Origin of the sequence: Kitasatospora sp. NPDC058243 (assembly GCF_042882025.1) — a bacterium.
In the GTDB taxonomy this organism is placed as follows: Bacteria; Actinomycetota; Actinomycetes; order Streptomycetales; family Streptomycetaceae; genus Kitasatospora.
In genome coordinates, this window is the sequence record NZ_JBHVWW010000073.1 from 1 (window position 1) to 25,683 (window position 25,683).

The 25,683-nt window shown below is 72.5% G+C and carries 18 protein-coding genes and 2 pseudogenes; 10 read left to right on the plus strand and 10 right to left on the minus strand.

Annotated elements, in window-relative coordinates; all coding sequences use genetic code 11:
* Positions 1–5,459: hypothetical protein (locus ACFVX9_RS33425; RefSeq protein WP_387985314.1), on the minus strand; the 5,459-nt coding region annotated here is incomplete at its 3' end.
* 641 nt (positions 5,460–6,100) lie between these two features.
* Here ACFVX9_RS33425 and ACFVX9_RS33430 point away from each other — a divergent pair.
* The 3 genes and pseudogenes from ACFVX9_RS33430 to ACFVX9_RS33440 all read left to right on the plus strand — a co-directional run bounded on the left by ACFVX9_RS33430 (position 6,101) and on the right by ACFVX9_RS33440 (position 8,115).
* The gene (locus ACFVX9_RS33430) at positions 6,101–6,847 is read left to right on the plus strand and encodes a helix-turn-helix domain-containing protein (protein WP_387985317.1); all 747 of its coding nucleotides are present in this window, start codon (positions 6,101–6,103) and stop codon (positions 6,845–6,847) included.
* A 102-nt stretch (positions 6,848–6,949) separates the two neighbouring features.
* Positions 6,950–7,303: pseudogene (locus ACFVX9_RS33435) on the plus strand (SDR family NAD(P)-dependent oxidoreductase); the annotation flags it as partial.
* A 32-nt stretch (positions 7,304–7,335) separates the two neighbouring features.
* A complete protein-coding gene (locus ACFVX9_RS33440; protein WP_387985320.1) occupies positions 7,336–8,115 on the plus strand; it encodes an SDR family NAD(P)-dependent oxidoreductase in 780 nt (259 codons plus the stop codon).
* Between the two features lie 68 nt (positions 8,116–8,183).
* Here the strand turns inward: ACFVX9_RS33440 and ACFVX9_RS33445 are convergent, their stop codons facing one another.
* From ACFVX9_RS33445 to ACFVX9_RS33455, 3 genes are all read right to left on the minus strand, one after another.
* A complete protein-coding gene (locus ACFVX9_RS33445; protein WP_387985323.1) occupies positions 8,184–9,563 on the minus strand; it encodes a hypothetical protein in 1,380 nt (459 codons plus the stop codon).
* A gap of 134 nt (positions 9,564–9,697) precedes the next feature.
* Positions 9,698–10,276, minus strand: coding sequence for a TetR/AcrR family transcriptional regulator (locus tag ACFVX9_RS33450; protein WP_063352578.1), 579 nt, complete (start codon positions 10,274–10,276; stop codon positions 9,698–9,700).
* Between the two features lie 172 nt (positions 10,277–10,448).
* Entirely contained in the window at positions 10,449–11,930 is a 1,482-nt protein-coding gene (locus ACFVX9_RS33455; RefSeq protein WP_387985326.1) for an FAD-dependent oxidoreductase, read from the minus strand.
* Positions 11,931–11,998: 68 nt separating this feature from the next.
* Between ACFVX9_RS33455 and ACFVX9_RS33460 the strand changes: the two genes are divergently transcribed.
* Complete coding sequence (locus ACFVX9_RS33460) at positions 11,999–12,628, plus strand: TetR family transcriptional regulator (protein WP_380485488.1); 630 nt, start codon at positions 11,999–12,001, stop codon at positions 12,626–12,628.
* Between the two features lie 142 nt (positions 12,629–12,770).
* Entirely contained in the window at positions 12,771–14,204 is a 1,434-nt protein-coding gene (locus tag ACFVX9_RS33465) for an SMI1/KNR4 family protein (protein WP_387985330.1), read from the plus strand.
* 58 nt (positions 14,205–14,262) lie between these two features.
* Here ACFVX9_RS33465 and ACFVX9_RS33470 read toward each other — a convergent pair whose 3' ends face one another.
* A complete protein-coding gene (locus ACFVX9_RS33470; RefSeq protein WP_387985333.1) occupies positions 14,263–15,168 on the minus strand; it encodes a LysR family transcriptional regulator in 906 nt (301 codons plus the stop codon).
* Between the two features lie 138 nt (positions 15,169–15,306).
* Here ACFVX9_RS33470 and ACFVX9_RS33475 point away from each other — a divergent pair, with 138 nt between their 5' ends.
* On the plus strand, positions 15,307–16,119 hold the full coding sequence (locus ACFVX9_RS33475; protein ID WP_380426944.1) for a DMT family transporter: 813 nt from the start codon (positions 15,307–15,309) through the stop codon (positions 16,117–16,119).
* Positions 16,120–16,237: 118 nt separating this feature from the next.
* Positions 16,238–16,888, plus strand: a complete 651-nt coding sequence (locus ACFVX9_RS33480; protein WP_387985335.1) for a dihydrofolate reductase family protein — start codon at positions 16,238–16,240, stop codon at positions 16,886–16,888.
* 80 nt (positions 16,889–16,968) lie between these two features.
* On the opposite strand, the gene ACFVX9_RS33485 is transcribed toward ACFVX9_RS33480, so the two are convergent.
* The 3 genes from ACFVX9_RS33485 to ACFVX9_RS33495 are packed head-to-tail and all read right to left on the minus strand — an operon-like array spanning position 16,969 to position 20,163.
* Positions 16,969–18,288, minus strand: coding sequence for a cytochrome P450 (locus tag ACFVX9_RS33485; protein ID WP_387985338.1), 1,320 nt, complete (start codon positions 18,286–18,288; stop codon positions 16,969–16,971).
* Complete coding sequence (locus ACFVX9_RS33490; RefSeq protein ID WP_387985341.1) at positions 18,272–19,300, minus strand: terpene synthase family protein; 1,029 nt, start codon at positions 19,298–19,300, stop codon at positions 18,272–18,274. The genes ACFVX9_RS33485 and ACFVX9_RS33490 overlap by 17 nt, the downstream gene beginning before the upstream one ends.
* A complete protein-coding gene (locus ACFVX9_RS33495) occupies positions 19,297–20,163 on the minus strand; it encodes a class I SAM-dependent methyltransferase (protein WP_387985344.1) in 867 nt (288 codons plus the stop codon). Before ACFVX9_RS33495 ends, ACFVX9_RS33490 begins: the two co-directional genes overlap by 4 nt.
* Positions 20,164–20,552: 389 nt before the next feature.
* Here ACFVX9_RS33495 and ACFVX9_RS33500 point away from each other — a divergent pair, with 389 nt between their 5' ends.
* Positions 20,553–21,941 carry a protoporphyrinogen/coproporphyrinogen oxidase gene (locus ACFVX9_RS33500; RefSeq protein WP_387985347.1) on the plus strand — a complete coding sequence of 463 codons (1,389 nt, stop codon included), beginning with the start codon at positions 20,553–20,555 and terminating at the stop codon, positions 21,939–21,941.
* Positions 21,942–22,009: 68 nt separating this feature from the next.
* Here the strand turns inward: ACFVX9_RS33500 and ACFVX9_RS33505 are convergent, their stop codons facing one another.
* Positions 22,010–22,576: a PPOX class F420-dependent oxidoreductase gene (locus tag ACFVX9_RS33505; RefSeq protein ID WP_387985350.1), complete on the minus strand. Its 567-nt coding sequence runs from the start codon at positions 22,574–22,576 to the stop codon at positions 22,010–22,012.
* 34 nt (positions 22,577–22,610) lie between these two features.
* A complete protein-coding gene (locus ACFVX9_RS33510) occupies positions 22,611–23,282 on the minus strand; it encodes a hypothetical protein (RefSeq protein WP_387985352.1) in 672 nt (223 codons plus the stop codon).
* 210 nt (positions 23,283–23,492) lie between these two features.
* On the opposite strand from ACFVX9_RS33510, the pseudogene ACFVX9_RS33515 reads away from it, so the two are divergent.
* Together ACFVX9_RS33515 and ACFVX9_RS33520 are read left to right on the plus strand one after the other, a co-directional pair.
* Positions 23,493–23,591, plus strand: a pseudogene (locus ACFVX9_RS33515) (oxidoreductase); the annotation flags it as partial.
* 215 nt (positions 23,592–23,806) lie between these two features.
* Entirely contained in the window at positions 23,807–25,384 is a 1,578-nt protein-coding gene (locus ACFVX9_RS33520; RefSeq protein ID WP_387985354.1) for an alpha/beta hydrolase, read from the plus strand.
* Positions 25,385–25,683 lie beyond the last annotated feature (299 nt).

Sequence of the window (25,683 nt, forward strand, 5' to 3'; positions counted from 1 at the left end):
GCATCCGTCAGGGTGATGTCGTTGACCGGGACCGCACCGGTGTTGGTGACGGTGATGCGCCAGTAGGCGGTGCCGCCGGGCGGGAGGGTGGTGATGCCGGTCCAGGGGCCGTTGCCGCCGGGCCCGCAGTCGGCGGCGGTTGCCGAGGTGCAGACCTCCTTGACGATGGCCAGCGACGGAACGTTGGCCGTTGCTTCCGACGGCGGTGTGGTGATCGGAGGTGTGCCGCCCGGCCCCGGGAAGGTGGCCGTCACCACGTTTGTGGTCGAGGTGGTGACGTTGGGGAGGTTGCAGTAGATCTGCTTGCTGGCTCCTGCTGTCAGGTTGAAGGTGCCGGCGGCTGTGGCGCATGCCGGGGTGACGGTGTCGGTCAGGGTGATGCCGTTGATGTCGACGCCGTCGGTGTTGGTGACGGTGATGCGCCAGTAGGCGGTGCCGCCGGGGGCGACGGTGGTGATGCCGGTCCAGGGGCCGTTGCCGCCGGATCCGCAGTCGGTGGCGGTTGCCGAGGTGCAGACCTCCTTGACGATCGTCAGCGACGGAACGTTGGCCGTTGCTTCGGAGGGCGGGGTGGTGATCGGAGGTGTGCCGCCGGGTCCGGGGAAGGTCGCGGTGACGACGTTGGTGGTGGACTGGGTGACGTTGGGGAGGTTGCAGAAGATCTGCTTGTTCGCTCCCGGCGTCAGGTTGAAGGTGCCGGCCGCCGTCACGCAGCCCGCGGTGACGGTGTCGGTCAGGGTGATGCCGTTGATGTTGACGCCGTCGGTGTTGGTGACGGTGATGCGCCAGTAGGCGGTGCCGCCGGGCGGGAGGGTGGTGACGCCGGCCCAGGGGCCGCTACCGCCGGGCCCACAGTTCGCGGCTGTGGTGGAGGCACAGACCTCCTTGACGATCGTCAGGGAAGGAACGTCAACTGCTGCCTCGGAGGGCGGGGTGGTGATGGGGGTCCCGCCAGGGCCGGGGAAGGTGGCCGTCACGATGTTTGTGGTCGAGGTGGTGACGTTGGGGAGGTTGCAGAAGATCTGTTTGTCTGCTCCCGGCGCCAGGTTGAACGTTCCGGCCGCCGTCACGCAGCCCGCGGTGACGGGGTCGGCCAGGGTGATGTCGTTGACCGGGACCGCACCGGTGTTGGTGACGGTGATCCGCCAGTACGCGGTGCCACCCGGTGCGATGGTGGTGACGCCGGCCCAGGGGCCGTTGCCGCCGGATCCGCAGTCGGTGGCGGTTGCCGAGGTGCAGACCTCCTTGACGATCGTCAGCGACGGAACGTCAGCCGTTGCTTCCGACGGTGGTGTGGTGATGGGATGGCCACCGGGGCCGGGGAAGGTGGCTGTCACCACGTTGGTGGTCGAGGTGGTGACGTTGGCGAGGTCGCAGAAGACCTGCTTGTTCGCCCCTGTCGCCAGGTTGAACGTTCCGGCCGTCGTCGCGCACGCCGGGGTCACGGCATCGGTCAGGGTGATGCCCGTGATGGGGACCGTCCCGGTGTTGGTGACGGTGATCCGCCAGTAGGCGGTGGCACCGGACGGGATGATGGTCGTCTTGGCCCAGGGGCCGCTACCACCGCTGGCGCAGTCGGCCGCAGTGGTCGAGGTGCAGACCTCTTTGAGGATCGTCAGTGACGGGGCATCGACGGTGGCCTCGGCGGGTGGGGTGGTGATGGGCGTGCCGCCGGGTCCGGGGAAGGTCGCGGTGACGACGTTGGCGGTGGCCTGGGTGACGTTGGCGAGGTTGCAGAAGATCTGCTTGTTCGCTCCTGCCGCCAGGTTGAAGGTGCCGGCGGCCGTGGCGCACGCCGGGGTGACGGGGTCGGTCAGGGTGATGCCGGTGATGTCGCTGGGGCCGTCGTTGGTGACGGTGATGCGCCAGTAGGCGGTGCCACCGGACGGAACCGTGGTGCCGCCGGCCCAGGGGCCGCTGCCGCCGGGCCCGCAGTCGGCGGCGACTGCCGAGGTGCACACTTCCTTGACGATCGCCAGCGAGGGAACGTTGGCGGTTGCTTCGGAGGGTGGTGTGGTGATCGGAGGTGTGCCGCCGGGGCCGGGGAAGGTGGCCGTGACGACGTTGGTGGTGGGCTTCGTGACGTTGGCGAGGTTGCAGAAGATCTGCTTGTTCGCTCCCGCTGCCAGATCGAACGTGCCGGCGGCCGTGACGCATGCCGGGGTGACGGCGTCGTTGAGCGTGATGCCGGAGATGTTCACCGCACCGGTGTTGGTGACGGTGATGCGCCAGTAGGCGGTGCCGCCGGGGGCGACGGTGGTGCCGCCGGCCCAGGGGCCGTTGCCGCCGGATCCGCAGTCGGCGGCGGTTGCCGAGGTGCAGACCTCCTTGACGATCGCCAGCGACGGAACGTCGACCGTGGCTTCGGCGGGCGGTGTGGTGATGGGGGTGCCGCCGGGTCCGGGGAAGCTCGCCGTGACGACGTTCGTCGTCGAGGTGGTGATGCCGGGGAGGTTGCAGAAGACCTGGGTGCTCGCCCCTGCCGGGAGGTTGAACGTGCCGGCGACCGTCGCGCACGCCGGGGTCACGGTATCCGTCAGGGTGATGCCGGAGATGTCGACGCCGTCGGTGTTGGTGACGGTGATCCGCCAGTACGCGGTGGCGCCGGGCGGAACGGTGGTGACGCCGGCCCAGGGGCCGTTACCACCCTCGATGCAGTTGGCGACCGTTGCCGAGGTGCAGACCTCCTTGACGATGGCCAGCGACGGAACGTTGGCGGTCGCTTCCGACGGCGGTGTGGTGATGGGGGTGCCGCCGGGTCCGGGGAAGGTCGCCGTGACGACGTTGGTGGTGGGCTTGGTGACGTTGGCGAGGTTGCAGAAGACCTGCCTGTTGGCCCCCGCCGCCAGGTTGAACGTTCCTGCCGCTGTGGCGCACGCGGGGGTGACGGCATCCGTCAGGGTGATGCCCGTGACGGGGACCGTCCCGGGGTTGGTGACGGTGATGCGCCAGTAGGCCGTACCGCCCGGTGCGACCGTGGTGAGACTCGCCCAGGGGCCGCTGCCGCCGGGCCCGCAGTCACCCGGGTTCGCCGAGGTGCAGACCTCCTTGAGCACGGTCAGCTCAGGTTTGCAGGACGGCCCGGGAGTCACCTGGAGGGTGACGGTGTTGGACGTGACCGGGGCCATGCCGTTGGTGGTCGCTGTGGCCTGGTCGCTCACCGAGGTGACGGTGCAGTCCTCGCTGACCTTGGTCTGGTAGCAGACCTGCGGCGGGTCGCCGACGAACGTCACCTGCATCTTCGGCTGGTTGTCCGGAGTGAACGACGCCCCGCTGATCAGGGTGAGGTTGGCGACGACCTGGATCGGTGAGGCGCTGATCGGGACGGACGAGATGTCGGCTTTCATGGTGGTGGTGTCGAAGGGGAACGTGCCCAGGGCCGCGCCGTTCGAGTCCATCACGGTCACCGACGACTGCGCGAAGTTGACCGTCGTGGGATCGATGTCGACGAGGCTCACCGTGCCGTACGACGTCACGTGCCCCGTCTTGCCGTCGCAGTAGTACGCGCTCGGGTCGAGGCTGCCCTGCGCCTTGGTCTTGAGGCACGGGGAGGCGCCGGTGGTCGGGTCCATCGAGAACAGGAACCCGACGTCGCCGAGGCTGTACTTGCACTGGCCGTCGTAGGCGAACCCGTAGGGGCTGGTGTAGCCGCCGTCGACGTTGGGCGGGCCGTTGACGACGCCCGCGTTGCCGAACGAGCCGCACGGCGACTGAGTGGTCCAGTCGTAGCAGTACTCGGTGCTGTTCAGGGTCGGCGTGTTGCCCAGGTAGATCCAGTACGGGAACTCGGTGTCCAGGTGCCCGTTGGGGGCGGTGATGGTCAGCGGGATCTGGAAGTTGCTCTCGCCCGAGGCCACGTTGGTGCTGACCAGCGTCTGTAGGCCCGGTGCCGCGGCGATCGGGTTTCCGACGAAGTCGAAGCAGACCACGGTGCCCACCGGCGGGTTGGTCTCCGCGAGCACGCCGCCGACCACCGAGCAGACGCCGATGGCGGTGCCTGCGGAGTCGTACGTGGCGAAGACGTTGTCCGCGCGAGCGGCGCCGCCGGCCGTCGGAGTGACCAGGACCTTGGGCGTGGTCCAGCCGGTGCAGGCCGCGTTCGTCGTCGGGTCGAAGCAGGACATCACCGTGGGATTGGGCACCGGTTCGTTGTCGCTGACGTAGATCTTGCCGTTGATGACCGTCATCGTGCCCGAGTAGTCCCCGGTGAAGCCGCCCTGGCCCTCGTTGGGGGGCAGGCCGATGGAGAAGGTCCCGCAGGACGCGTTGGCGGTGGGGTCGTAGCAGAGGATCTCACCGGTGCCGGACACGGCGTAGATCAGACCGTTCGGCGCTTCCACCACGCCGCCGACGACACTGCCGGAGCCGGTTTGCAGAGGCGCGAAGCCGCAGCTCTTCTGCGCCTGGAGGTCGATGCAGCCGACGCCGATCTCGGCGAAGGTCACCCGGCTGACGGCCGCGTAGTACAGCTTGGACCCGGACTGCACGTAGGTGGGTGTGCGGGTGCTGCCGAGGTCCCCACTCGTCCCGCCGACGGCCGCGGAGTTGAGCGGCTGGGGCCAGGACGCCGGTGTGCCGTCCGGCAGGGGACAGGGACCGTTCGTCAGCAGGTCCGTGCAGACCACGGCAGCCTGGCTGGACGCGCCGTGGTGGTAGATGTTCCACACCTCGGGCGTGGGCATGCCGTTGATGGTGGCGGTATAGAGGATCGGCGTGAAGCCGTCGCCGCCGGTGGCGGTGTTGATGGGGGTGAACGGCGGTGGGATCTGCACCACCTGACCGGTCGCCGGGGACGCGAACACCGGGTTGGTTGCCCGGATCGCGTTGGTGGCCGCCCCCTGGTCCGTCGACGTGAACGAGGTGCCGGCGTCGGTGGACCACTGCCTGCTGAAGCCCGGAGGCACCTTCAGCGAGTTCGGCACGTAGGACTGGGTCTGCGGGGTGCTGCCCGGGCCGCCCTGGATCACGTCGGTGATCACGGTGTTGGCGGGGGCGCCGTCCGGGTTGGTGGCCGAGACCACCCACTGGACGGTGTCGTCCTGGGTGGTGGTGGTGCTGCTGCCGGTCGCCAGGTCGGTCCCGGTCTTCTCCAACGTCACCGGCTGCTGCCGGCCCGCCGGCTTCCCGGTGGAGGGGGCACGCGGGGTGGCCGGGGCGGCGTGTGCCGGCAGTGCGAGCGAGGTGACGGTCGCGGCGACCGCCACCAGCACGGCGAGCGCGGCGCGGAAGGCCCGCAGAGCCTCGGCGGCGGAGCCTTCGCGTGGTGGCAGGTGCGCGACGGCGGTCCTGCGGGCCAGTCGCCCGATGCTCGCGACGATGCCGAGCAGTCCGGCCACTGCCGCGCGTGCCTCGGGTCCGTACGGGGACCGGGCGCGCAGCGCCCCGCCCTGCCGTCGTACGCCGGACGGGGTTGCACGGCGGCGGTCCCGGGCCGTGCGTGCGGTCGCACAGCGCCTCATGACGATTCCTTTCGATCCTGCGCCGGGGCCGCGTCGGCCCGGAGAAGCGGAACGGGGGTTGCGGATGGTGTGGCGGCGCGTTGAGGGAGCAACAGAAGGGGGCCGGCCGAGTTGCCGGTACACGGGTCTGGGAGATGCGGTGGAGTCGGACCTACGGTCCGTCCGGTGGCGCCCGCCCGCGCCGGGGGCGCCGCACCGTCCGGACCGGTCCGGGGGAGAGCCGGCGGAGCGTCAGCCGCGATCGGAGGCGGCCCCGGTCGGGCAGCACCGTTCGGCACACCGGGTCGTGCGCATCGTCGGACGCATCGTTGGGCGGATCAGTGGCCGCGTCTGTTGCCGGTGTCAGGTGAATCGGTGCTCCCAGGGCCTGTCGGACGAACGGCCGGCGTCGGCGAGTACTGGACGCACGGGGCCGCCGCGCAGCAGGGCAGGACAAGCCGGGCTGTTCTGCAGTCAGTTTTTCTTAAAAAAATGTGATAAATGAGGCGATACGGACAAATTGGCGAAGGTTCACCCGGCTGGCCACACCGCAGACCGCCGCCCGTGGCACACCCGGTTCCCGGGACCCGGCGCCCGGCCCGGCCCGGCGGCAGGGGTGGAGGGGCGGGGCTGCGATCAGAACGCGGGCGCACCAACTCCCCGTGTACGAACGGTCCCGCAAGGTGGCCGGGCTGCGCCGGGAGGAGGTGGCCGGGCGGGCCGGGATCAGCGTGGACTACTACACCCGCCTCGAACAGGGCCGGCTGCCCGCACCGTCCGGCAGTGTCCTGGACGCGCTGGCCCGCGCCCTGCTGCTGGACGACGACCAGCGCGACTACCTGCGCCGGCTGGCCGACCTGGCCCCGGCCCGCCGACAGCGGCGTTCACAGCACCAGGTCGTGCCCGCCGCGGTGCTGGCCGTACTGGCCGATCTGCGGACCACGCCCGCCGTGGTCCTGGGCCGGTTCACGGACATCCTGGCCTGGAACGACCTCGCGGCCGAGCTGCTGCTCGACTTCGCCGCGGTCCCCGAGGAGCACCGCAACTACCTGTGGCTGACGTTCCTCGACCCGCGGACGCGCGAGCGCGTGTCGGACTGGGACCTGTCGGCGGGCGAGTGCGTCGCCTACCTGCGGATGGACGCCGGCCGCTACCCCGGCGACCCCAGGCTCGCCGAACTGGTCGCCGAGCTGAGCGCCGAGGACTCCGACTTCCAGCACTGGTGGACCACCTACCGGGTCTCCGGCAGGAGCGTCGGCAGCAAGCGGATCCTGCACCCGGTCGTCGGCGAGGTCCGGCTGGACTGGCAGGTCCTCACCGTCGCCCAGGAACGCGACCAGTTCCTCGTGGTCATGCCCGCCGCCGACGAGGAGAGCAGACAACGGCTCACAGCCCTGAGCACACCGTAGGAACGCGCACGGCGCGACCGTGCGCTTCCCACCCACCCGGAAAGGAGGTGAAGGCGCGAGGAGCCCCGGATCACGCGGGGCCCGACGCCTTCACAGCACGCCATGACGACCACACTCATCACCGGAGCCACCCGCGGGATCGGCCTGGAGGCCGCCCGCCGACTGGCCGGGGCCGGGCACACCGTCTACCTCGGGGCGCGCGACCTCGGGCGCGGCCGGGAGACGGCCGAGCGGATCGGTGCCCGCGCGGTCCAGCTCGACGTCACCAACGAGGAGTCCGTCCAGGCCGCCGCGCGGCTGATCCGCGAGGAAGCCGGCCGGCTCGACGTCCTGGTCAACAACGCCGGCATCTCGGGCAGGTGGAACCCGCCTGCCGAGATCACCGCCGCCGACCTGGAGACGGTCTACGCCACCAACGTCTTCGGCCTCGTCCGCGTCACCCACGCCTTCCGGCCGCCACGGCCGACTACCGACAGGGAACGACGCCCATGAGCAACCTCGCACTCGTCACCGGCGCCACCTCCGGAATCGGCAGGGCATTCGCCGAGCGGCTGGCCGGCGACGGCTACGACCTGGTGCTGGTCGGCCGGCGCCGGGAGCGGCTGGAGGAGTTCGCCGCCGCCCACACCGGGGTCGAGGTGCGATCCGTGGCCGCCGACCTGTCCACCGGCGAGGGCATCGACACCGTCGCGCGGATCTGCGCGGCCGAACCGCTGACGCTGCTGGTCAACAACGCGGGCGTCGCCCACTACATGCCGCTCGCCGACCTGCCCGCGGACCTGGCCCGCGAACTGGTCGGCGTCAAGGTCCTCGCCCCCACCCTGCTCACCCGGGCCGCCGTCGCGGGCATGCAGGAGCGCGGCCGGGGCGCGATCATCAACGTGGCCGGCATGATCGCCTTCAGCGGCCCCGCCCCGCAGTCCCAGCTGCCCCGCCGCGCCGTCTACGCCGGCGCCTTGGCCCACCTGGTCGCGATGAGCCAGACGCTGTCCGCCGAGCTCGAAGGCACCGGCGTCCAGGTCGAGGTCGTCTGTCCGGGGGTGGTGGCCACCGAGTTCCACGAGCGCCAGGGCCTCGATCTCAGCGCCGTACCCAGGATGAGTGCCGAGGACGTCGTCACCGCGGCCCTGCGCGGCCTGCAACTCGGCGAAGTCGTCTGCGCGCCCGGCGTCGAGGACGCGAGCCTCCTCGACGCCGTCTTCCGGGCCGAGCTGGCGGCGTTCGGCGCGCAGAGCCCCGAACTCGCCACCCGCTACCGGGCCGGCTGACCCGTACCCGCCCCTCGGTGGCCCGGTGTCGGCTACCGAGGGGCGGCCCCTTCCGGGTGGAGCGGGTGTCAGCTGGTCCGCGGCGGATCGATCCGGGCCACCAGCCGGCTCGGGCCGTTGCCGGAGGCGGTTGCCCGGTCGGTGGGGTGGTCGGCGGGGTGGTCGGTGGGGTGGGTGACGGGGTGGTCGGCGGGGTGCAGGGTGACGTTCTCCGGGTAGAGCCGGCCGAGCAGGGCCAGGACGACGAGGTCGCCCTGGCCGGTGGCGTCCAGGACGGCGTCGCCCGCCTCCGTCCACACCAGCCCCGGTGCGCGCAGGGCGGTCCACACGTCCGTGGCGGCGGGCGGGTCGGCGGCCAGCGCGTCGGCGGGCAGCGCTTCGGCGCTGGTGGCGCCGTCCGGCCGGTGGGCGAAGCGGTGGCCGCGCAGGGCCTGGCCGAGGTCGACGCGGGCGGTGGCGCCGTCGTGGGCGAGCTCGATGGCGGCGGTGCGGGCCCCGTCGGCGACCGGCCCGGCGACGATGCGGCCGGTGATGCGGCCGGTGAGCGGCCCCGGTGCGGCGGTGGCGGGCGGCAGGTGCTCGACGAGGGTGCGCGGCGCGGCGTAGTAGTCCCGCAACTCGGCGACGTGCGTGACGGTTTCGTCGGCGGCCGGGTCGGGGCGCCAGGTCAGCAGGTACCGGGGGGCGGTCAGGGGCGGCTGGTCGAGGACGGCCGGCAGGGCGGTGCCGCCGCTCGACTCGAAGCCGTAGCCGGCCGGGCCGGAGGGGTTGGGGGCGATGGGGGTGCCGGTGACGGCGTGGCGGGCGAAGGCCACGATGCTGGTGTGCCGGATCCGGCGGACCAGGAGTTCGGTGAGGAACGCGTCCCGGGCCGGTTCGATGTGCCGCAGCCCGGTCGGAGTGATCAGCAGCGGGACGTCCTGCCAGTTGGTGAAGGGCAGCAGGGCGTCGCGCAGCAGGACGACCTGGTGCAGCCACTCGTTGTAGAGCTGCATCGTGACCGGTCCGCCACGGCGACCGAGGAGCAGGTCGGTCGCGGGAGGGGTGAGCAGGTGGCCGTAGCAGTGGCTGCGGACGATCAGGGGGCCGGCGGGCAGCGCGATCCGGTCGGCGAGCAGTCGCTCCAGGGCCGCGGCGGCCCAGGAGGCGAGCTCGTGGCCGATCTCCTCGGCCTGCGCGCCCAGTTCGCGAGCGGCCGGGGCGCTGCCCGGGCCGACGGCCAGCGGCAGGGAGGTCTCCCGGGTCCCGAGGGCGAGGGTCGCGCGGATCTGGGTCTCCAGCACCTCGCCGTCGGCGGCGGTGAGGGCGTTGTCATCGATGACGCCCTGCAGCAGCGGCTCCGTGGCCGTGAAGAAGTCACGGGCGGTCAGGGCGGTGCCGGCCGCGGGGAAGGTGTTCCAGCGGCTGCCGCCGAGAGCGGGCGTACTCGGGGTGGGTGCGATGGGCACGGGTCCTCCGAAGTGTCGATGGCGCGTGTCGATGGCGCGTTTCGATGGAGCAGGGATGGAGCAGAGGTGGAGCGCCGGATGCGGGTCCGGCCCCTTATCTGGATCGTGCGATACAGATTGCGGGCATGAAAAAGTCAGTCGAGGGCGGCGAGCGCGACCTCCACGACGGGTTCGAGGGCTTCGGGGTCCGGTGTGATCTTCGAGGAGACCAGCAGCCCGTTGAGGAAGGTGACGAAGAAGGCGGCGAGGCTGTGCGGGTCGTGCCGCGCCGCGATCTCACCCCGTTCCGCCGCGACCCGCAGCACCTCCGCGAGCGCGTCCCGGCTGACATCCTGCATGTCCCGTACGGTGCGCCGGATCGACGAGTCCCCCGGTAGGCGCTCGCAGGCGGCATTGACCGCAAGGCAGCCCCGACCGCCGTGCTCGGCGGCGATGCGGACCCGCTCCATCAGCATCGTGCGGATCGCCGAGCGGACATCCGTCCCCTCCTCCAGGCTGCGCAGCGCATCCGCCGCGAGGGTGGCGCGGTAGTGGTCCAGCGCGGCCCGGTACAGGCCGGCCTTGTCGCCGAACGCCGCGTACAGGGACCCCTGCCCGATCCCCAGGTGCTGGGTCAGGTCGCGCACCGAGGTCGCCTCGTAGCCGCGCGTCCAGAACAGCTCCATGGCGCGGCTCACCGCCGCCTCGGTGTCGAACTCCCGGGTCCTTGCCATGCTTTCACCGTAGCCTATCTGGATCGAATGCTCCAGATAGAGCGGCCGCGCTCCTCCCGACGTGAGGCCTCCGCAGAACCGGCGGATGCCCCGTGCGGCAGGTGGCGACAGCGCGACGGGCGGTCCGTCGGTGCGCCGTGGACCGCGGCGTACCGACGAACCGCCCGGGGCCTCAGCCGAACCAGCGGGCGAGGGCCGTGTCGAGCGGGGTGCCGTCGGTGTCGGTCCAGGCGAGGTAGCCGTCGGGGCGGACCAGGAGGGCACCGGCGCCGTCCACGTCCTCGTCGGTCTTCGCCAGGACGTGCTCGACCCGGTCGGACCGGTCGCCGACCGACCGTCGCCTGCCGTCGAGGGAGAGCAGCAGGCCCCGGCCTGAGCGCATCAGCCGGCTCGCCCGGGTCGGGCCGTCCTCGGTGGTCAGGTCCAGGTCGATCAGCCGGGGGCCGACGCCGGGGTACCGGAGGTCCAGGCCGGACATCATGCCCGAGACGTACCGGTTGGTGTCGGGCAGACCCAGCAGCTCGGTCACGAGCTCGCGGACCGTGCCGAGCTCCTCGTCCCGGCCGGGATTCATGATCACGGCCTGGGCCCGGGTGTGGCGCAGCACGCGCGCGGCGACGGGGTGCCGCTCCTCGTGGTAGCTGTCGAGCAGACCGTCGGGCGCCCAGCCGCGGATCGTGCCGGCGAGCTTCCAGCCCAGGTTGACCGCGTCCTGGAGTCCCAGGTTCACACCCTGGCCGCCGATCGGCATGTGGATGTGCGCCGCGTCCCCGGCGAAGAACACCCGGCCCTCGCGGTAGCGCTCGACCTGGCGCACGGCGTCGCCGAACCGGGAGGCGGCGCGCAGTTCGCCCAGTTCGGTGTCGGGGCCGTACACGGCGTGCAGCGCCTCGCGGACCTCGTCGGCCGAGACCGGCGTCTCGCGGTCCGGGCCCTGTCCGGAGAGCCTGCCGAACAGCATCCGGTAGAGGTCCGGGCCGATGGGGTGCAGGATCGCGTGGAAGCCGCCGGCCACGCGGGTGTACTGGCTGAAGTGCTTGCGCTCGGTGGGGACGGTCTCGGACCGGGAGGCGAGGGTGAGGTCGGCCGCGACGGCGGACATCCGGCGCTCCCGGCCGGGGAAGGGGGCACCCAGCAGCCGGCGGACCGTGCTGTGCCCGCCGTCGCACGCGACGAGGTAGCGGCCGCGGATCTCACCGTCGCCGGGCGCGTCACCGCCGCCGGGGGCGCCGTCCGCGTGCCAGGTGATCGTGATCCCCTCCGGGTCCTGCGCGACCGCCGTCACCTCGTGGCCGCGGAGCACGGGGACGCCCTGCTCGCCGAGGAGCCGTTCGAGGTGGGCCTCCAGCCGGACCTGCGGAACGTTGACCGGGTGGGGGTACCGGGTGCGCCAGGGCCGGCAGTCCAGCTCGACCGGCAGGGTGGCGAAGTGCCCGCCGGTGGTCTCGGACGGCTCCTGCGCGAGCAGCGGTTCCAGCAGCCCGCGCAGGTCGAGCACTTCGGCGGTGCGCGGCTGGAGCCCGCCCGCCCGGGACTGGGTGCTGGGGGTGCGCTGCTTCTCGACGACGACGACCGGTACCCCGGCCAGCGTCAGCTCGTACGCCAGCATCAGCCCGGTCGGGCCCGCCCCCACCACGATGACCTCGGTTCGCACGATGACCTCCCGAAAGAAGAAACTGGGTGCAATTCTGCACTCAGTCTACCACGAGGTAGACTGAGTGCATGAATCAGCAGATGGGCCTGCGGGAACGCAAGAAGGAACGCACCCGGGAGACGATCGCGGCGACGGCGATCCGCCTCTTCCTCGACCGGGGCTTCGACCAGGTCTCGATCACCGAGATCGCGGAGGCGGCGGAGGTCTCCCGGCGGACCCTCTTCGCCTACTTCCCGACGAAGGAGGACCTCGTACTCCAGCGGTTCGCCGACCACGAGAGCGAAGCGGCCCGGACAGTGCGCGCCCGCCCGGCCGGCCGGCCGCCGCTGGAGGCGCTGCGCGCGGCCATGCTCGACGCCCTGGCACGCCGCGACCCCAACACCGGCCTGTGCGACGACCCCGAGGTCATGGCCTTCCTCCGCATGATCGTCGGTACCGAGAGCCTGGCGGCGCGGATGATCCGCTACACCGTGCGCGGAAGCGACGCACTGGCCGAGGCACTGCTGGAAGCGGGCATCGACCCGCTCGACGCACGCCTGGTGGCCGCCCAGGTGATCGTGGTGCAGCGGGAACTGGCGGTCCTGAACCAGGAATGCCTGGCCGACGGTGCGTCCGCCGACGACCGCTACCCGGAGGCCGTCCGCGCCGCAGAGCGGGCCTTCGACCTGCTGCGCGACGGACTGGGGCAGCACGGGTAGCGCCCAGGTGCATCGGCCTCCCGGAGCACTCCGGACTGTCGGGGGTGGGCGTCATAATCGCCACTGCCGTGATCACCGGATCTGCTGGAGGCCCTCGTTGTCCTCGTCGTCGTTCTTGCCGTCCTCGTCGCCTTTGCCGTCCTTGCCGTCCTCGCTGTACGACTTCGCGACCTGGGAGCCCCTGCTACGGCTCCTGCGGGCTGACCACGCGCAGGCGCTCGCCGCGCCGGGCGGCGAGGTGGCGGGGCTGATCGGCCGGCACGGGTGGAGCGTGCCGGTGAGGATGCGCTACCCGAAGGCCGGGCGCGCCATGCTGGTGTCGGACAACCAGGAGCAGCACGACGCGATCGAACGCGTCCGGGCCGCGCTCACCGAGGCCGGGACCGGTGATGTCGCCTTCGCCGTGGAGATACCGGCGAGCGGGAGGGCGGCGCTCCATCTGTTCGACCACGGCCCGGCCGTCGACCCGGGCATCGGCAACGCCCACCCCGGCGCGCTCACCCTGGTCGAGGGCGCGGTGCCCGAGCCGTGGCGGCGCCTGCCCGAGCCGGTGCCCGGGGCGGCGCCGGCCCCCTCCGTGGACCTGGAGCTGCTGGAGCGGACGCTGCGCGAGCGGATGCCCGACGAGACCGGCGCCACCGAGGAGGAGATCGCCGCCGCGGAGGCCCGCCTGGGTGTGGCACTGCCCGAGGAGATCAAGGTGCTCTACCGGGTGACCGCCGCGCGGTGGTGGGAGCACACGGAGAACGACGAGAACGACGAGGACGCTGAGGACGCTGAGGACGCTGAGGCGTGCTGGGAGGCCTCCGACCGCGTCGGCGACGCGCTCGGCTTCGAGCTGAGCTCCCTGGACAGGCTCGTCATCGCCGACCGCTCGCGCTCCTCGTTCCGTTGGGAGCACGCGGCGACGGAGGCGTGCGTCACCTCGCCCGACGCCGCCGTGCAGGACCTGGTCGGCTCGCCCGGGTGGATCGTCATCGGCGACACGGGCGGCGGGGACCTGGTGGTCGTCGACCTGACCCCCGGCCCTGGCGGCCACCTCGGGCAGCTCATCGTGCTCGACCACGAGCGGAGCGTCGGCGCCTGCCTGTTCGCCGAGTCCCTCACCGACCTGGTGCGGGACCCGGACCGGAGCTGGTACTCCGGTCGGAGCCTGGACCCGATGCCGGTGGTGGCGAGGCTCCACGGCGAAGTCCCCAACAGCGTCGAGGCGGCGGCCCACCCCGACCTGGAGGTCCTGACCCTCGGAGGGTGGCGCGGCGAACCGGTCAGTCTGACCCCTGTCGTCGGGTTGCCCCGGCTCCGCACCCTCTACGCCGGCCCCGGGGCGCTCGCCGACCCCCGGGAGGTCGCCCGGCTGACCGGACTGGAGTTCCTGGAGCTGACTCCGGAGGACTGGCGCTGCCTGCTCGACGCCGACGCCGTCCCGCGCGGCCTGTCGGCCGCCGCCATCGAGGCCCCGAGCGACCACGACCTGCGCCCGATCATGGCCCTCGCGAACGAACTCCTCACCCTGTGGGAGCGCCCCCTGATCACGGAGACCGTCATCGAAGGCGACCTCGGCCCCCTGCCGTAGCCGTGTCGCGGATCTCGTGTGCCCGGGAGAGTGAGGCGGCCCTGCTGGGGTGCCGCTGTCACTTTCGCGGGGGCGGCGGGGAGCCGGGCTTCTCGCCGTAGAGGTCGATGGCGAGGGCGACTGCGGCGTGGGTGGCGGGGTGGGGGTCCTGGCGGCGCCAGATGAGGTGGACGGGGACGGGGGCGGCGTTGCGCAGGGGGCGGTAGACGATGCCGTCGCGGCGGTACTGGGCGGCGGTGGCCTGGGGGGTGACGCCGATGCAGCGGCTGGTGGCGATGGCGGCGAGCCAGTCGTCGATGTCGTGGGTGTAGATGACGGCGGGCCGCTGGTCCTCGGGCCACAGGTTCAGGGCGGTGGTGCCGGTTCGGCGGTCGATGGCGAGGGTGCGGGCGGGGATCTCGTCGAGGCGGATGCTGCGCCGGCGGGCCCACGGGTCGTCGGAGGCGAGCGCGACGATGCGGTGTTCGTGGCCGATCAGGGCGTGTGACCAGGGCTTCAGGTCGAGCGGGGCGCGGACGACGGCGAGGTCGCACATGTCTTCGGCCAGCCCGCCGGTGGGGGAGTTGTGGCGGACGAGGCGCAGCTCGACGTCGGGGTGGCGCTCGTGCCAGCGGCGCTGGAAGTCGGTGGTGTGGCGGCCGAAGGCGGACCAGGCGTGGCCGAGGTGGAGTCGGGCGTGGCCGGCGGTCGCTTCCGCGACCAGGTCGTCGGCGCCGGCGAGCAGGACGCGGGCGCGGGCGAGGACCCGTACGCCGGCCGGCGTGGGCGCGATCGTGCGGCTGGTGCGGTGCAGCAGCCGCACCCCGAGGAACTGTTCCAGGGCGTGCAGGTTGCGGGAGACGGCGGCCTGGGAGATGCCCAGTTCGGGGCCGGCGTCGGTGAAGCTGCCGGTGTCGATGATGGCGACCAGGCAGCGCAGGTGCTTCAGTTCCAGATCGGCGGGACTTTGTCGTCGCTCATCCATACGCCGAGCGTATCAATGGGTCGGTGAATGCATTTTGCGTATGGCTGCGCCGGCTCCACTGTGGAGGGCATGGTGCTGAAGGGTTCTCATGAAGGCGTCACCGCCCAGGGCGACGGGCGCCTGGCCGGGGTGGCGCTGATGCTGGGCTCCGGCCTGTCCAACCAGGCCGGAGCCTCGATGGCGGCGCTCGCCTTCCCGGTGATCGGTCCCGCGGGTGTGGTGGCCGTCCGCCAGTGGGTGGCCGCCGGGGTGCTGTGGGCGGTCGGCAGGCCGCGGCCGCGGTCGTTCACGGTGGCGCAGTGGCGTCCGGTCCTCGGGCTCGCGATGGTGTTCGCCGTGATGAACCTGTCCCTCTACACGGCGATCGACCGCATCGGGCTCGGGCTGGCCGTCACCCTGGAGTTCCTCGGCCCGCTCGCGGTGGCCCTGGCCGGCTCGCGTCGGCGCATCGACGCCCTGTGTGCGGTGGCCGCCGCGGCCGCGGTGGTCGTCCTGGCCCGGCCCTCGCCCTCCACCGACTACCCGGGCATCGTCCTGGCCCTGCTCGCGGCGGTGTGCTGGGCCGGCTACATCCTGCTCAACCGTGTCGTCGGCCGCCGCCTGCCCGGGCTGGAGGGCTCGGCCGCCGCCGCCGCGCTCTCGGGGGTGCTCTACCTGCCCGTCGGCATCGTGGTGCTGTGCCTTCGTCCCCCGACCGCCGCCGCCCTGGCCTGCGCGCTGGCCGCCGGCGTGCTGTCCTCGGCGGTGCCCTTCCTGGCCGATCTGCTGGCGTTGCGGCGGGTGCCCACGCAGTTCTTCGGCGTGTTCATGAGCGTCAACCCGGTCTTCGCCGCGCTGATCGGTCTCGTCGTGCTCGGCCAGCACCTCGGCGCGGCGTCCTGGCTCGCCATGCTGGTGATCGTCGGAGCGAACGCGGTCGCCGTCACCACCGCCCCCGCCAACCCCGAGTGATGAGCGGAGCCCCGAGAAAGAGTTTCGGGCCGATGTCGATTCGGCCGGGTCCGCTGCGACGTCATGATGTGCGGCGCCCTGCCGCACGGTGATGCGACGAGATCTGACGAGGGAACACGTGGACCAACTGCTCAGAGTCATGAACTTCAACGTCTCCGGTGACGGCGTCGGTGCCGGTGCCAGCGAGCACCAGAGCTTCGAGCGGCCGTTCGGCCATGACCATCCCGAGAAGCTGTTCGCCTGGGCCGGGGCCACGGCGAGCTGGCCCATGCGGACGGCTCCCGGGGGGAGCCGGGGCCTCGACGACCACTTCACGCGGGACTTCGCGCGCAACATCGGTGCCGAGATCATGGGCCGCAACAAGTTCGGGCCCCAGCGCGGGCCCTGGCAGGACGACGAGTGGCGCGGCTGGTGGGGTGACGAACCCCCGTTCCGGACTCCGGTGTTCGTCATGACCCACCACGAGCGTCCGTCGTTCACGCTCTCCGACACCACGTTCCACTTCGTCGACGGCGACCCGGCCACGGTCCTCGCACGGGCGCGGGAGGCCGCGGAGGGCAAGGACGTCCGGCTCGGTGGCGGGGTGAGCACCATCCGGCAGTTCCTCGCCGCCGACCTCGTCGACACCCTGCACGTGGCGGTGTCGCCGGTGGAGCTCGGCCCCGGGCTACGGCTCTGGGAGTCCCCCGACGAGCTGCTGGACCGGTTCCACCTGGAGGTGGTGCCCAGCCCGAGCGGGGTGACGCACCACCTGTTCTGGCGGAGGTGACGTGAGGGCCCGCCTCGGGCGGCCGGCGCCCGGGTGACGGCCGCTCAGGGGCAGGCTCGGAGGCGGGCTCGGAGGCGGGCTCAGGAGTGCGCGGTCACGGTCGCGGTGAGGGGCGCGGGGCCGAGGGTGGCCGCCGCCATCGGGCGGGGGCGGCTGCCCGGAACCGGGTCCACTCGCCAGGCGGCCGTGACCGCCGCCGTCAGGAGGGTGAGCTCCGCCAGGGCGAAGTCGCCGCCGGGGCAGCCGTGCACACCGGCGGCGAAGGGCAGGTAGGCGCCGCGCGGGGGAGCGGGGTGCCGTTGCGGGTCCCAGCGGTCGGGGTCGAACGCGCCGGGGTTGCGGTACCAGCGGGGGTCCCGGTGCAGGGCGTAGGGGCTGTAGAAGATCTGGGCCCCGGGCGGGAGCCGGTGGCCGCCCAGTTCCACCGCACTGCCCGTACGGCGGGGGAACAGCCAGATCGGCGGGTAGAGCCGGAGGGTCTCCTGGACGACGCGGTGGGTGAGGACGAGCGCGGGGAGGTCCGCCGGCTCGACGGGGCGGTCGCCGACGACCCGGCGGATCTCCTCGCGGACCCGGCGGCGGAGCTCCGGGTGGCGGGCGAGGAGGATGAACAGCCAGGCGGCGGCCGCGCCGCTGGTGTGGGAGCCGCCGACCAGCAGGGAGGTCACGTCGTCGTGGACCTGCCGCCGGTCGGCGCCGGCCGACAGGTGCGTCAGGGCGGCGTTGTGCGGGTCCGCGTCGATGAGGGCGTCGACGACGCCGTGGAGGTCGCTCAGGGCGGTGTGGTAGCTCCGCCGCTCGGCGCTGGGCAGCCGGTCGAGGAACGCGGCTGCGGGCCCGTAGGCCCTGCGGCCCAGTCCGGCCACGACGACCGGCAGGGCGTGGTGGACGACGGAGGCTGCGCCGGCGGGGAGCGGACGGCCGAAGAGGGTCGCGGCCACCACGTTCAGGGTCAGTTCGGCCATCTCGGCGTTGAGGTCGATCCGTTGGCCGTGGTGCCACGAGTCGGCCCGGGCGGTGGCCAACTCGGCCATGGTGTCGAGGTATCCGGGCAGGCGGGCGGCGCTCAGCAGGGGTTGGACGACGCGGCGGCGGTCCCGGTGGTGGGTGCCGTCGGCCACGGCGATGCCGTTGCCGAACAGGGGGCGGGACTTGGTGAAGATCTCGCCGCGGTCGAAGCGCCCCCCGGGTCCGGTCAGCAGGGCCATGACCAGGTCGGGGTGGTTGAGGAGGTAGGCGGGCCGGGGGCCGATGCGGAACTCGACCACGTCCCCGTACCGGCGTTGGGCGTCGAGGAAGGCCAGGGGCGCTCTGGCCAGCCGGATCGCGTGCCCGAGGAGCGGGACGGCGCCCGGCACCCGGGCCGGGCGGCGGCCGGTGGGGTCAGGGGGTGTCGGCATGGTGGTCCTCTCCCGTGGGTGCAGGCGGCGCAGGCGCGGTCGTTGTCGTTGTCGTTCCGGTGCGGTACCGGGGCGTGCCCAGGCCCCATTCCAGGTGGCCCCGGGCCCAATCGAGGAGCGCCTCGGCGCAGTGGTCGGCCTGCCGCCGGAGGGCGGGTGGCGTGGCGAACGCACGGGTGAGGTCGGTGAGTTCGCGGCGGGACCGCGCGTGGGCCCGCAGGCGGTCCTCGAAGGCGTCCGTCACGAGGAGGGCGGCGGCGTGCCGGTCCATGCCGCCGTGGTGGGCGGTGACGAGCACCAGGTTGTGGGGGTCGCCCTGGGCGGCCTCCTTGTCCACGGTCATCAGGTCGTTGGTCCAGCACACCAGGTCCGCCGCCGCGACGAGGAGGTCCTGGAAGGGGCGGGAGTAGTACAGGGACGGGGGCAGGAAGCAGCCGTCCGTCCGCTCGACGAGGTCGAACGAGGGCATGATCGCTCCGAAGGCCCGGCGCCAGGCGGGAAACCCGTCCGGGTACGGGACGTGGCCGGCCTGCCGGTGGGCGGCCTGCCAGACGCAGGCGGACAGGTAGTCGGCCACGTGACGACGGAACCGCAGGACCCAGGGGTCGGGCATGGCGTCCGAGGCCCGCTCGACGATCTCCGCGAGGGCCCGCCCCATGGGCGAGGTGGGCGCCGACCCGTACGAGACGATGCCGAGCGGCTCGTGCAGGTGTTCCTCCAGGCGATCGGCGTCACGCCCCAGGTCGCCCTCGTCGATCCGGTCGTCGAGGAGGAACAGCCAGGCCATCCACATCGCCACCAGGGCGCTGTCCGACCGGTCGGCCCGCGGATGGCACCACGCCGCCAGCAGCCCGGGGCGGATCCGCGCGAGGTTGCGCAGCTCCGCCGGCGTCTCGCAGAGGCCGGCGGCCTCCACCCACCGCAGGGTCTGCGCGTCGGCGGTTTCGGCGTGGTCGCCGTGGCGGGCCGGGACGTCCCGGATCGCGGAGCCCTTGAGCACGTCGATCGTCATGCGGCCCCCGCCTTCGGTTGTTGCGCCATTTGTCGTTCCGGCTGGCATTGCGCCGGGCGCACGCCCCACATGGCGATCATCGCGTGCGCCGTGTCGACGAACCCGGGGCGGCGCAGGTGGGCCAGCGCCTCGGCCCCTTCCGCCTGCGCGAGGGCCCCGGAGCGTGCCATCGCCGGCAGGAGATCGGCGATCGAGAGCGCCCAGGCCCGCCCCGCCGTGTTGGTCGCCGTCAGCGTCGGGCAGTGCACCCGCATCCCCACTTCGCCGAGCCCCAGGCCCCGCAGCGGGGCGGGGAACGACCGGGCCCAGGCCGCCACGTCGCTGCCGAGCGTCGTGGCCAGGGTGGTGGTGACCGCGGCCCCGAGGCGCCGCACGACCGGATCGGGGGAGGACGCGGAGGGGAAGAACGAGGGGTCCTCGATGTACAGGCGGCCGCCCGGCTTCAGCCAGGACGCCATGCGCCCCGGCAGCGAGGCGCGATCGGGCAGGTGGCACAGGACACTGCGGGCGACGATGAGGTCGAAGGTGTCGGGCGGGAACCCTTCGGTGCGCACGTCGTGCCGCAGCACCCGCAGGGCCGGGTGGCGCAGGCCCGCGAGGAAGCGGAGGTCCGTGTCGGTGGCCGTCACCTCGCCCTCGGGGTGACGGCGGGCGAGCCACAGGGCCAAGGTCCCGGCGCCCGCCCCGATTTCCAGACAACGGGCCCCGGCCGGTAATTCCCAACGCGCCAGATCGCCCGTCGTCGCGGGATCGCACAAACCGGCCAGGGCGTTCAGACGTTCCATTTGTGCGGGGTGGGCGAAGGCGAGGACTTCGTCCCCGTACGCCGGGAGTTCGCGTTCCGTCGGCGGTTCCTTCCGCATGCGGTACCTCCTTTTTCCTCGCCGATTGGATCAGCGCCGTTGCACCGCCCCCTGGCGACACGCCAGTCCGTTCGGTGCGGCGCACCGGATTTCATGCTTCGCTTCTCGCGGCTTCCTGTAGCTCCTCGCGGCTTCTCGCGGTTTCTCGCGCGGGAGACCGTGAACACGGCGACGGTGACGGCGGCGCACCGCCGCCGCCCTCGATTCGCATCGATCTCAACACCGGTGTCCACGGGTGTCAACGGGGCGTCAAGGTGTTGGCCGGGGCGGCGCGATGACCGCTTCGGCGGAGATCCGGTGGGGTTGACGGACAACTCCGCGCCGTCCCAGAGTGTTTCTGCCCGCGCGAAAAGAAACCCGGGGAACCGGGATGTCCGAGGAGGCGCCACATGGCCGAAAAGGCCCGTGAGGACCGCGTGATCGTGGTCGGATCCGGAATCGCGGGAACGGCCGCCGCTTTTCGGCTGCGCCAGGCCGGTTGCGACGTCACCCTGTTCGAAAAGGAAGGCCACGTCGGAGGGCGGATGTCCACCCGCGAAGTGCCGGTCGGAGACGTCCGATATCGCGTCGATCGCGGCGCGAGCTGGCTTTCCCGGAATTACGCGCCCATGATCCGGCTGCTGGAGGACGCGGGGCTCGCCACGCGCATGCTCCCGTGTTCGGACGAGCTGGGCGTGCTGCGCGACGGCCGGGTGCACCGCCTCTCCCTCGTCCAGGCCTCGGGGCTCCTGCGGACCGGACTGCTCGGGTGGCGCGCCAAGTTCAAGGCGCTGAACCTGCTGCGCGACCTGGCGGCCGCCCGCCGCCGGCTGCGCTGGGAGGACATGTCCGGCGCCGCCGGGATCGACGGGGAGAGCGCCCGGGAGCACGCCCTGCGCAGGCTCGACCGGGAACTCCTGGACTACCTGATCGAGCCCCTGTGCGGCACCCAGTTCCTCGTGCCCGCCGAGGAGGTCGCCGCCGTCGGCGCCTTCTGCATCATGTGGGGCACGTTCGGAGCCGCGAGCTTCACCTTCGACGGCGGCGTCGGGAGCCTCCCCGAACACCTCCTCGACACCCCCGTGATGCGCGCCCCGGGCACCCGCGTCGAACTGGGCGCCCACGTGACCGAGGTCCGCCGGGACGGGGACGGGGACGGGGTTGCGGTGGTGTGGGAGCGGGACGGCGAGGTCCGGACGGAGCGGGCCCGCGCCTGCGTCGTGGCCGTACCCGCCCCGGTCGCGGCCCGGATCGTCACCACCCTCGACGACGACCAGCGCCGCTACCTCGACGGGGTCCGGTACACCAGCGACGTCCACGTCACCTTCGGGCTGCGCCGGCCTCCCGCCGAGACGGCCCTGGGCGTCGCCGTGCCGCGCCGGGAGCACCCGGACCTGTGCGTCGCGCTGTACGAGCACAACCTCGGCCCCGGCCGGGCCCCCGCCGGCCGTGGCCTGGTCACCCTGATCTTCCGGCACGACTGGAACGCCGCCCGGATGGCCCTCGACGACGACACGGTGATCGCCGACGCCCGCGCGGCCCTGGGCGAGGTGATGCCGGACCTGGCCGCCCACATCGACGACCACCGGGAGATGGCCGTCGTCCAGCGCTGGGAGAACGCGGTCCTCGCCCGCCCGGCCGGCGGATACCGGGACCTCGCCGCCTTCACCGCGAGCCTGGATCCGGCCTCCCCCGTCCAACTGGCCGGGGACCACTTCGCCTACAGCACCACCAACGCCGCGCTCGCCACCGGCGAATGCGCCGCGCGCCGGATCCTGGACCTGCCCCTCGCGACCTGAGGCGATGACATCCGCCACCGCCGGCGGCTGGTCGCGTTGTACGGCCGGCTTCTTCACACGTATGACAGTCACGTGACCGCATGGGCGAGGCACGTGACTGTCATACGCGAGGCCGGTGGACACACGTACGCGTTCCTGAGCGCCGAACGAGGAGAAGCCCGGGATCGGGGGCACCACGTACGCCGTCCACGCGGACCGCATCCACGACGAACTCCGCCACCCTCGTCACCCGGTGTCGCGGGCGGCGGACCCCGTTCCTCCAGGTTCCAGGTGATGACCCTGCGGGGGTGGACGCGGACGATGTCCCGGCTGAAGCGGTCGGGCGCCACCGGCGGCACGTCGACGGTCAGCACCTCGGCCCGGCCCCGGATCTCGACCCCGCGCCCCCACCCGCCCGCGACCGGGTCATCGGCCGGAGCCAGGTCGTCGACCAGGACGGAGACCTCGGGGCGGGCCTGCGCGTCGCGGTACTTCTGGCTGCGGGCCATGGCGGGCCCGCCGATGTCGATGGTCCCGTCGTCGTTGAGCCTGAAGCCCACCGGGCGGATCTGCGGCCGGCCGTCGGGGCCGATGGTGGCAAGTCGGGCCAGTGGCTGGGCGAGCAGGTACTCGCGCTCCCTCTCGGTGAAGATCATGCGGACGACCCTAGGAGCTCAAGGGCGGTTGAGGTCAAGGCCGTTGAGCGCCCTCCTGCGCCGCGAGCGCGTGCCGGCCGGACTCGGCGAGGGTGTACAGCACGGACCGCTGCTGCTTGTGGCGCTGGATGCTCCCCTTGGCCACGAGCGACTCCAGGGTGTTGCGCACGACCTGCGCGGTGGGGGCGCGGTCCGGGTGCTTCACCAGCAGTTCGTCCCGCAGCTCCTTCGCCAGGCGCGGTTCGTCGTGACCGCTGAGCAGGGACAACAGGAGCTCTCCGAGCAGGGGTTGCCGCGACTTCCCCGCCGCGGCGGCCCGTGCCGGCTTCCCCGCCCGCACCGTCCGCGCCGTGTTCCCGGCCTTCGCGGGCTTCGCGGGCTTCGCCGTCTTCTCCGCCCGTGCCGAACGAGCCGAACGCGCCGAACGCGGCGAAGGTGTGCGGGCGGGGGCCGCAGCGGACGCCCGGCGTCGCTTCGCCCCGGTGAGCACGGGCTCGTCCTGTGCCTGCTGGGGCAGGGGCGAGGGTTCCGACAGGCCCTCGTACCGTTCGGCGAGCTGGAGGATGTCGACCAGGAGGGCTTCCTCCTGCTTCAGCATCCTGACCTCCTCGGCCAGTTCCTGCTGACGCCGACGGTTCTCTTCCAGATCCGATGCGGCCTGATCGACGAGCCGCGTACGGAGCGTGCTGGCTGGTTGGCTGGTCACAACCGTTCACTCCTTAGTAATGGATGACGTTGCGCATGGTACTCACGCTGGAGCTTCCGTGTAGGAGGGTGCAGGCGGCGGACGGCATTCCCTGGGGTCGTGCAGTACCATTCCCGACGCCCGGGCGAGCAGCACGCCGACAGGGCGAGGCGGCGTCGACAGGACATCACACAATCGACAACCACCATCCGCAACCGCCGCGACGGGTGGATCACCCTGGCCTGGCTGCTGCGGCGGTCGCCGAACATCCTGCTGATCCGCGGCACCTCGTCCGTGGCACACCTGCGAGAGAACGTCGCAGGCTGCGGGCCGAGGAGCGCGCAGCGCGAGCGCCGGCAGGCGGCCGACAGGTCGTCGACCCTGACCGACGGTCGGCGGGAGGTGGGACTCTGGCCTTACGTCAGCCCGTCGGCGTACGCCGCAAGTCTGATCATGAACCCATCCCTGCGCCGTACGGGGGACGAGTGGGCCTGAACGGAGACTGGAGGCGATCCGAGAACACCGATTCTGCACTGAGGACGGGCATGGCGCTGCGAGACGGACGAACGATCTCCCTGTTGACGGTCGGCGCGGTGACGACCGTGATCGCGGCGCTCACCCCGGTGACGGCGTTCGCGGCGGGCGGGGACCCGCTCCAGCAGTACGCGCAGCAGGAGCTCCGTTGGGAGCGCTGCGACGCGGGCGGGCCGGCGGGGTTCGAGTGCGCGAAGGTCAAGGTGCCTCTGGACTACGGCAACCCCGGGGGCCGGAGGATCGACCTCGCGATATCGCGGATCAAGGCGGGCAGCGCGAAGCAGCGGCACGGAGTGCTGCTGATGAATCCCGGTGGCCCGGGTTTCCCGGGGCTGGGCCTGCCCGTGGAGATGCAGCCGCTGCTGTCGGCGCAGGTGCGGGAGCGGTTCGACCTGGTCGGCTTCGACCCGCGCGGGGTCGGGCAGAGCTCGCCGGTCGGCTGCGGCCTGACGCCCGACGAGCAGGTCTACCAACACCCCTACGCAGAAGGGAAGTTCGCCGAGGACGTGGCCCGGGCCCGGACGGTGGCCGACAAGTGCCGGGCCAAGGCGGGGAACACGCTGGCGCACATCACCACCCGCAACACGGCCCGGGACATGGACGTCGTCCGGGCGTTGCTGGGGGAACAGAAGATCTCCTACTTCGGGTACTCGTACGGCACCTACCTGGGCGCCGTCTACACACAGATGTTCCCCCGGCGCGCGGACCGGTTCGTGCTCGACAGCGCGCTCGATCCGGCGCTCGCGTGGCAGGGGATGTTCCGGGGGTGGTCGGCGGGGGCCGAACTCGCCTTCACCCGGTGGACCGAGTGGGCCGCCGCCCGCAACACCGCGTACGGGCTGGGCGCGACTGCGGCGGAGGTCCGGAAGGCGTACTGGGACCTGATCGCCCACGCCGACCGCACGCCCGTTCCGGTGGAGGGCGGGGCGCTCAGCGGCGACGCCATCCGGTCCAGGTACGCCGAGTTCGTCCGCGTCGAGGCCGTCACGCCCTGGATCGTCGCGCTCAAGGCCGCAGCCGCGGGCGGGCCGGCCGCTTCGGCCGCTTCGGCCGGGGCGACCGGCGTGGCCGGCGCGGCGGTGTCCGGCGTCGCCCCGGTGCGGGCCGCCGACGGGGGCGCGGGCGCGCGGGCCGCCGACCCGGTTGGCCTGGTCGCCCCGGTCGACCCGGAGAACAACCGGGCCGCCGTCGTGTGGGCCGTCTTCTGCGGCGACACCCGCGACTGGCCGCGCGACCCCGAGCAGTACCGCCGGGACGCGATCCGGGACAAGGCCCGCTACCCGCTGGCCGGCGACCTGGGCGCCAACATCCAGCCGTGCGCGTTCTGGAAGCGGGCGCCCGGCGAGCCGGCCACCGTGGTGAACAACGACGTCAACGCGCTGATCGTGCAGAACCAGTGGGACCCGCAGGCGACATTGGCCATGGCACAGGGCATGCGGCGGGCGCTGCACGGTGCACGGATGATCACGGTGGCCGGCGGCGAGGGCCACGGTGTGGTGGTGGCCGGCCCGTCCTGCGCGAGCGCCGACGTCAACCGCTACCTGACCACCGGTCGACTGCCCGCCAAGGACCTGACCTGCGGCAACTAGCCCCACGGCACCGTCGAAGCCCCCACCCCGCCGATCTGCGCGAGTTCTGAGTCGTTCGGCGTGCTCATGGATCACTACGCGCGCGTCGTGCGGTCCTTCGGCACCCCGCCCGTGATCATCGGCCACTCGGTCGGCGGGCTCGTCGCCCAGCACCTCTTGGGCACCGGCCCGGGGCCCCTCCCCCCCCCCCGCCGACAGGGGGAAAAACCCGCCCCCTCCCCCCCCTAGCTTGGGTTCACCCCGCCAAAAACCACCCCATCCACCCACCCCCCACAACCCTCCCCCCCCGAGTCCTCTTC

What these genes read in the sequence shown, in the direction of transcription:
- ACFVX9_RS33440 (WP_387985320.1), top strand. Translation starts at nt 7,336, where the DNA reads ATGAGCAACCTCGCACTCGTCACCGGCGCCACCTCCGGAATCGGCAGG.
- ACFVX9_RS33450 (WP_063352578.1), bottom strand. Translation starts at nt 10,276, where the DNA reads ATGGCAAGGACCCGGGAGTTCGACACCGAGGCGGCGGTGAGCCGCGCC.
- ACFVX9_RS33460 (WP_380485488.1), top strand. Translation starts at nt 11,999, where the DNA reads ATGAATCAGCAGATGGGCCTGCGGGAACGCAAGAAGGAACGCACCCGG.
- ACFVX9_RS33470 (WP_387985333.1), bottom strand. Translation starts at nt 15,168, where the DNA reads ATGGATGAGCGACGACAAAGTCCCGCCGATCTGGAACTGAAGCACCTG.
- ACFVX9_RS33475 (WP_380426944.1), top strand. Translation starts at nt 15,307, where the DNA reads ATGCTGGGCTCCGGCCTGTCCAACCAGGCCGGAGCCTCGATGGCGGCG.
- ACFVX9_RS33485 (WP_387985338.1), bottom strand. Translation starts at nt 18,288, where the DNA reads ATGCCGACACCCCCTGACCCCACCGGCCGCCGCCCGGCCCGGGTGCCG.
- ACFVX9_RS33490 (WP_387985341.1), bottom strand. Translation starts at nt 19,300, where the DNA reads ATGACGATCGACGTGCTCAAGGGCTCCGCGATCCGGGACGTCCCGGCC.
- ACFVX9_RS33495 (WP_387985344.1), bottom strand. Translation starts at nt 20,163, where the DNA reads ATGCGGAAGGAACCGCCGACGGAACGCGAACTCCCGGCGTACGGGGAC.
- ACFVX9_RS33500 (WP_387985347.1), top strand. Translation starts at nt 20,553, where the DNA reads ATGGCCGAAAAGGCCCGTGAGGACCGCGTGATCGTGGTCGGATCCGGA.
- ACFVX9_RS33505 (WP_387985350.1), bottom strand. Translation starts at nt 22,576, where the DNA reads ATGATCTTCACCGAGAGGGAGCGCGAGTACCTGCTCGCCCAGCCACTG.
- ACFVX9_RS33520 (WP_387985354.1), top strand. Translation starts at nt 23,807, where the DNA reads ATGGCGCTGCGAGACGGACGAACGATCTCCCTGTTGACGGTCGGCGCG.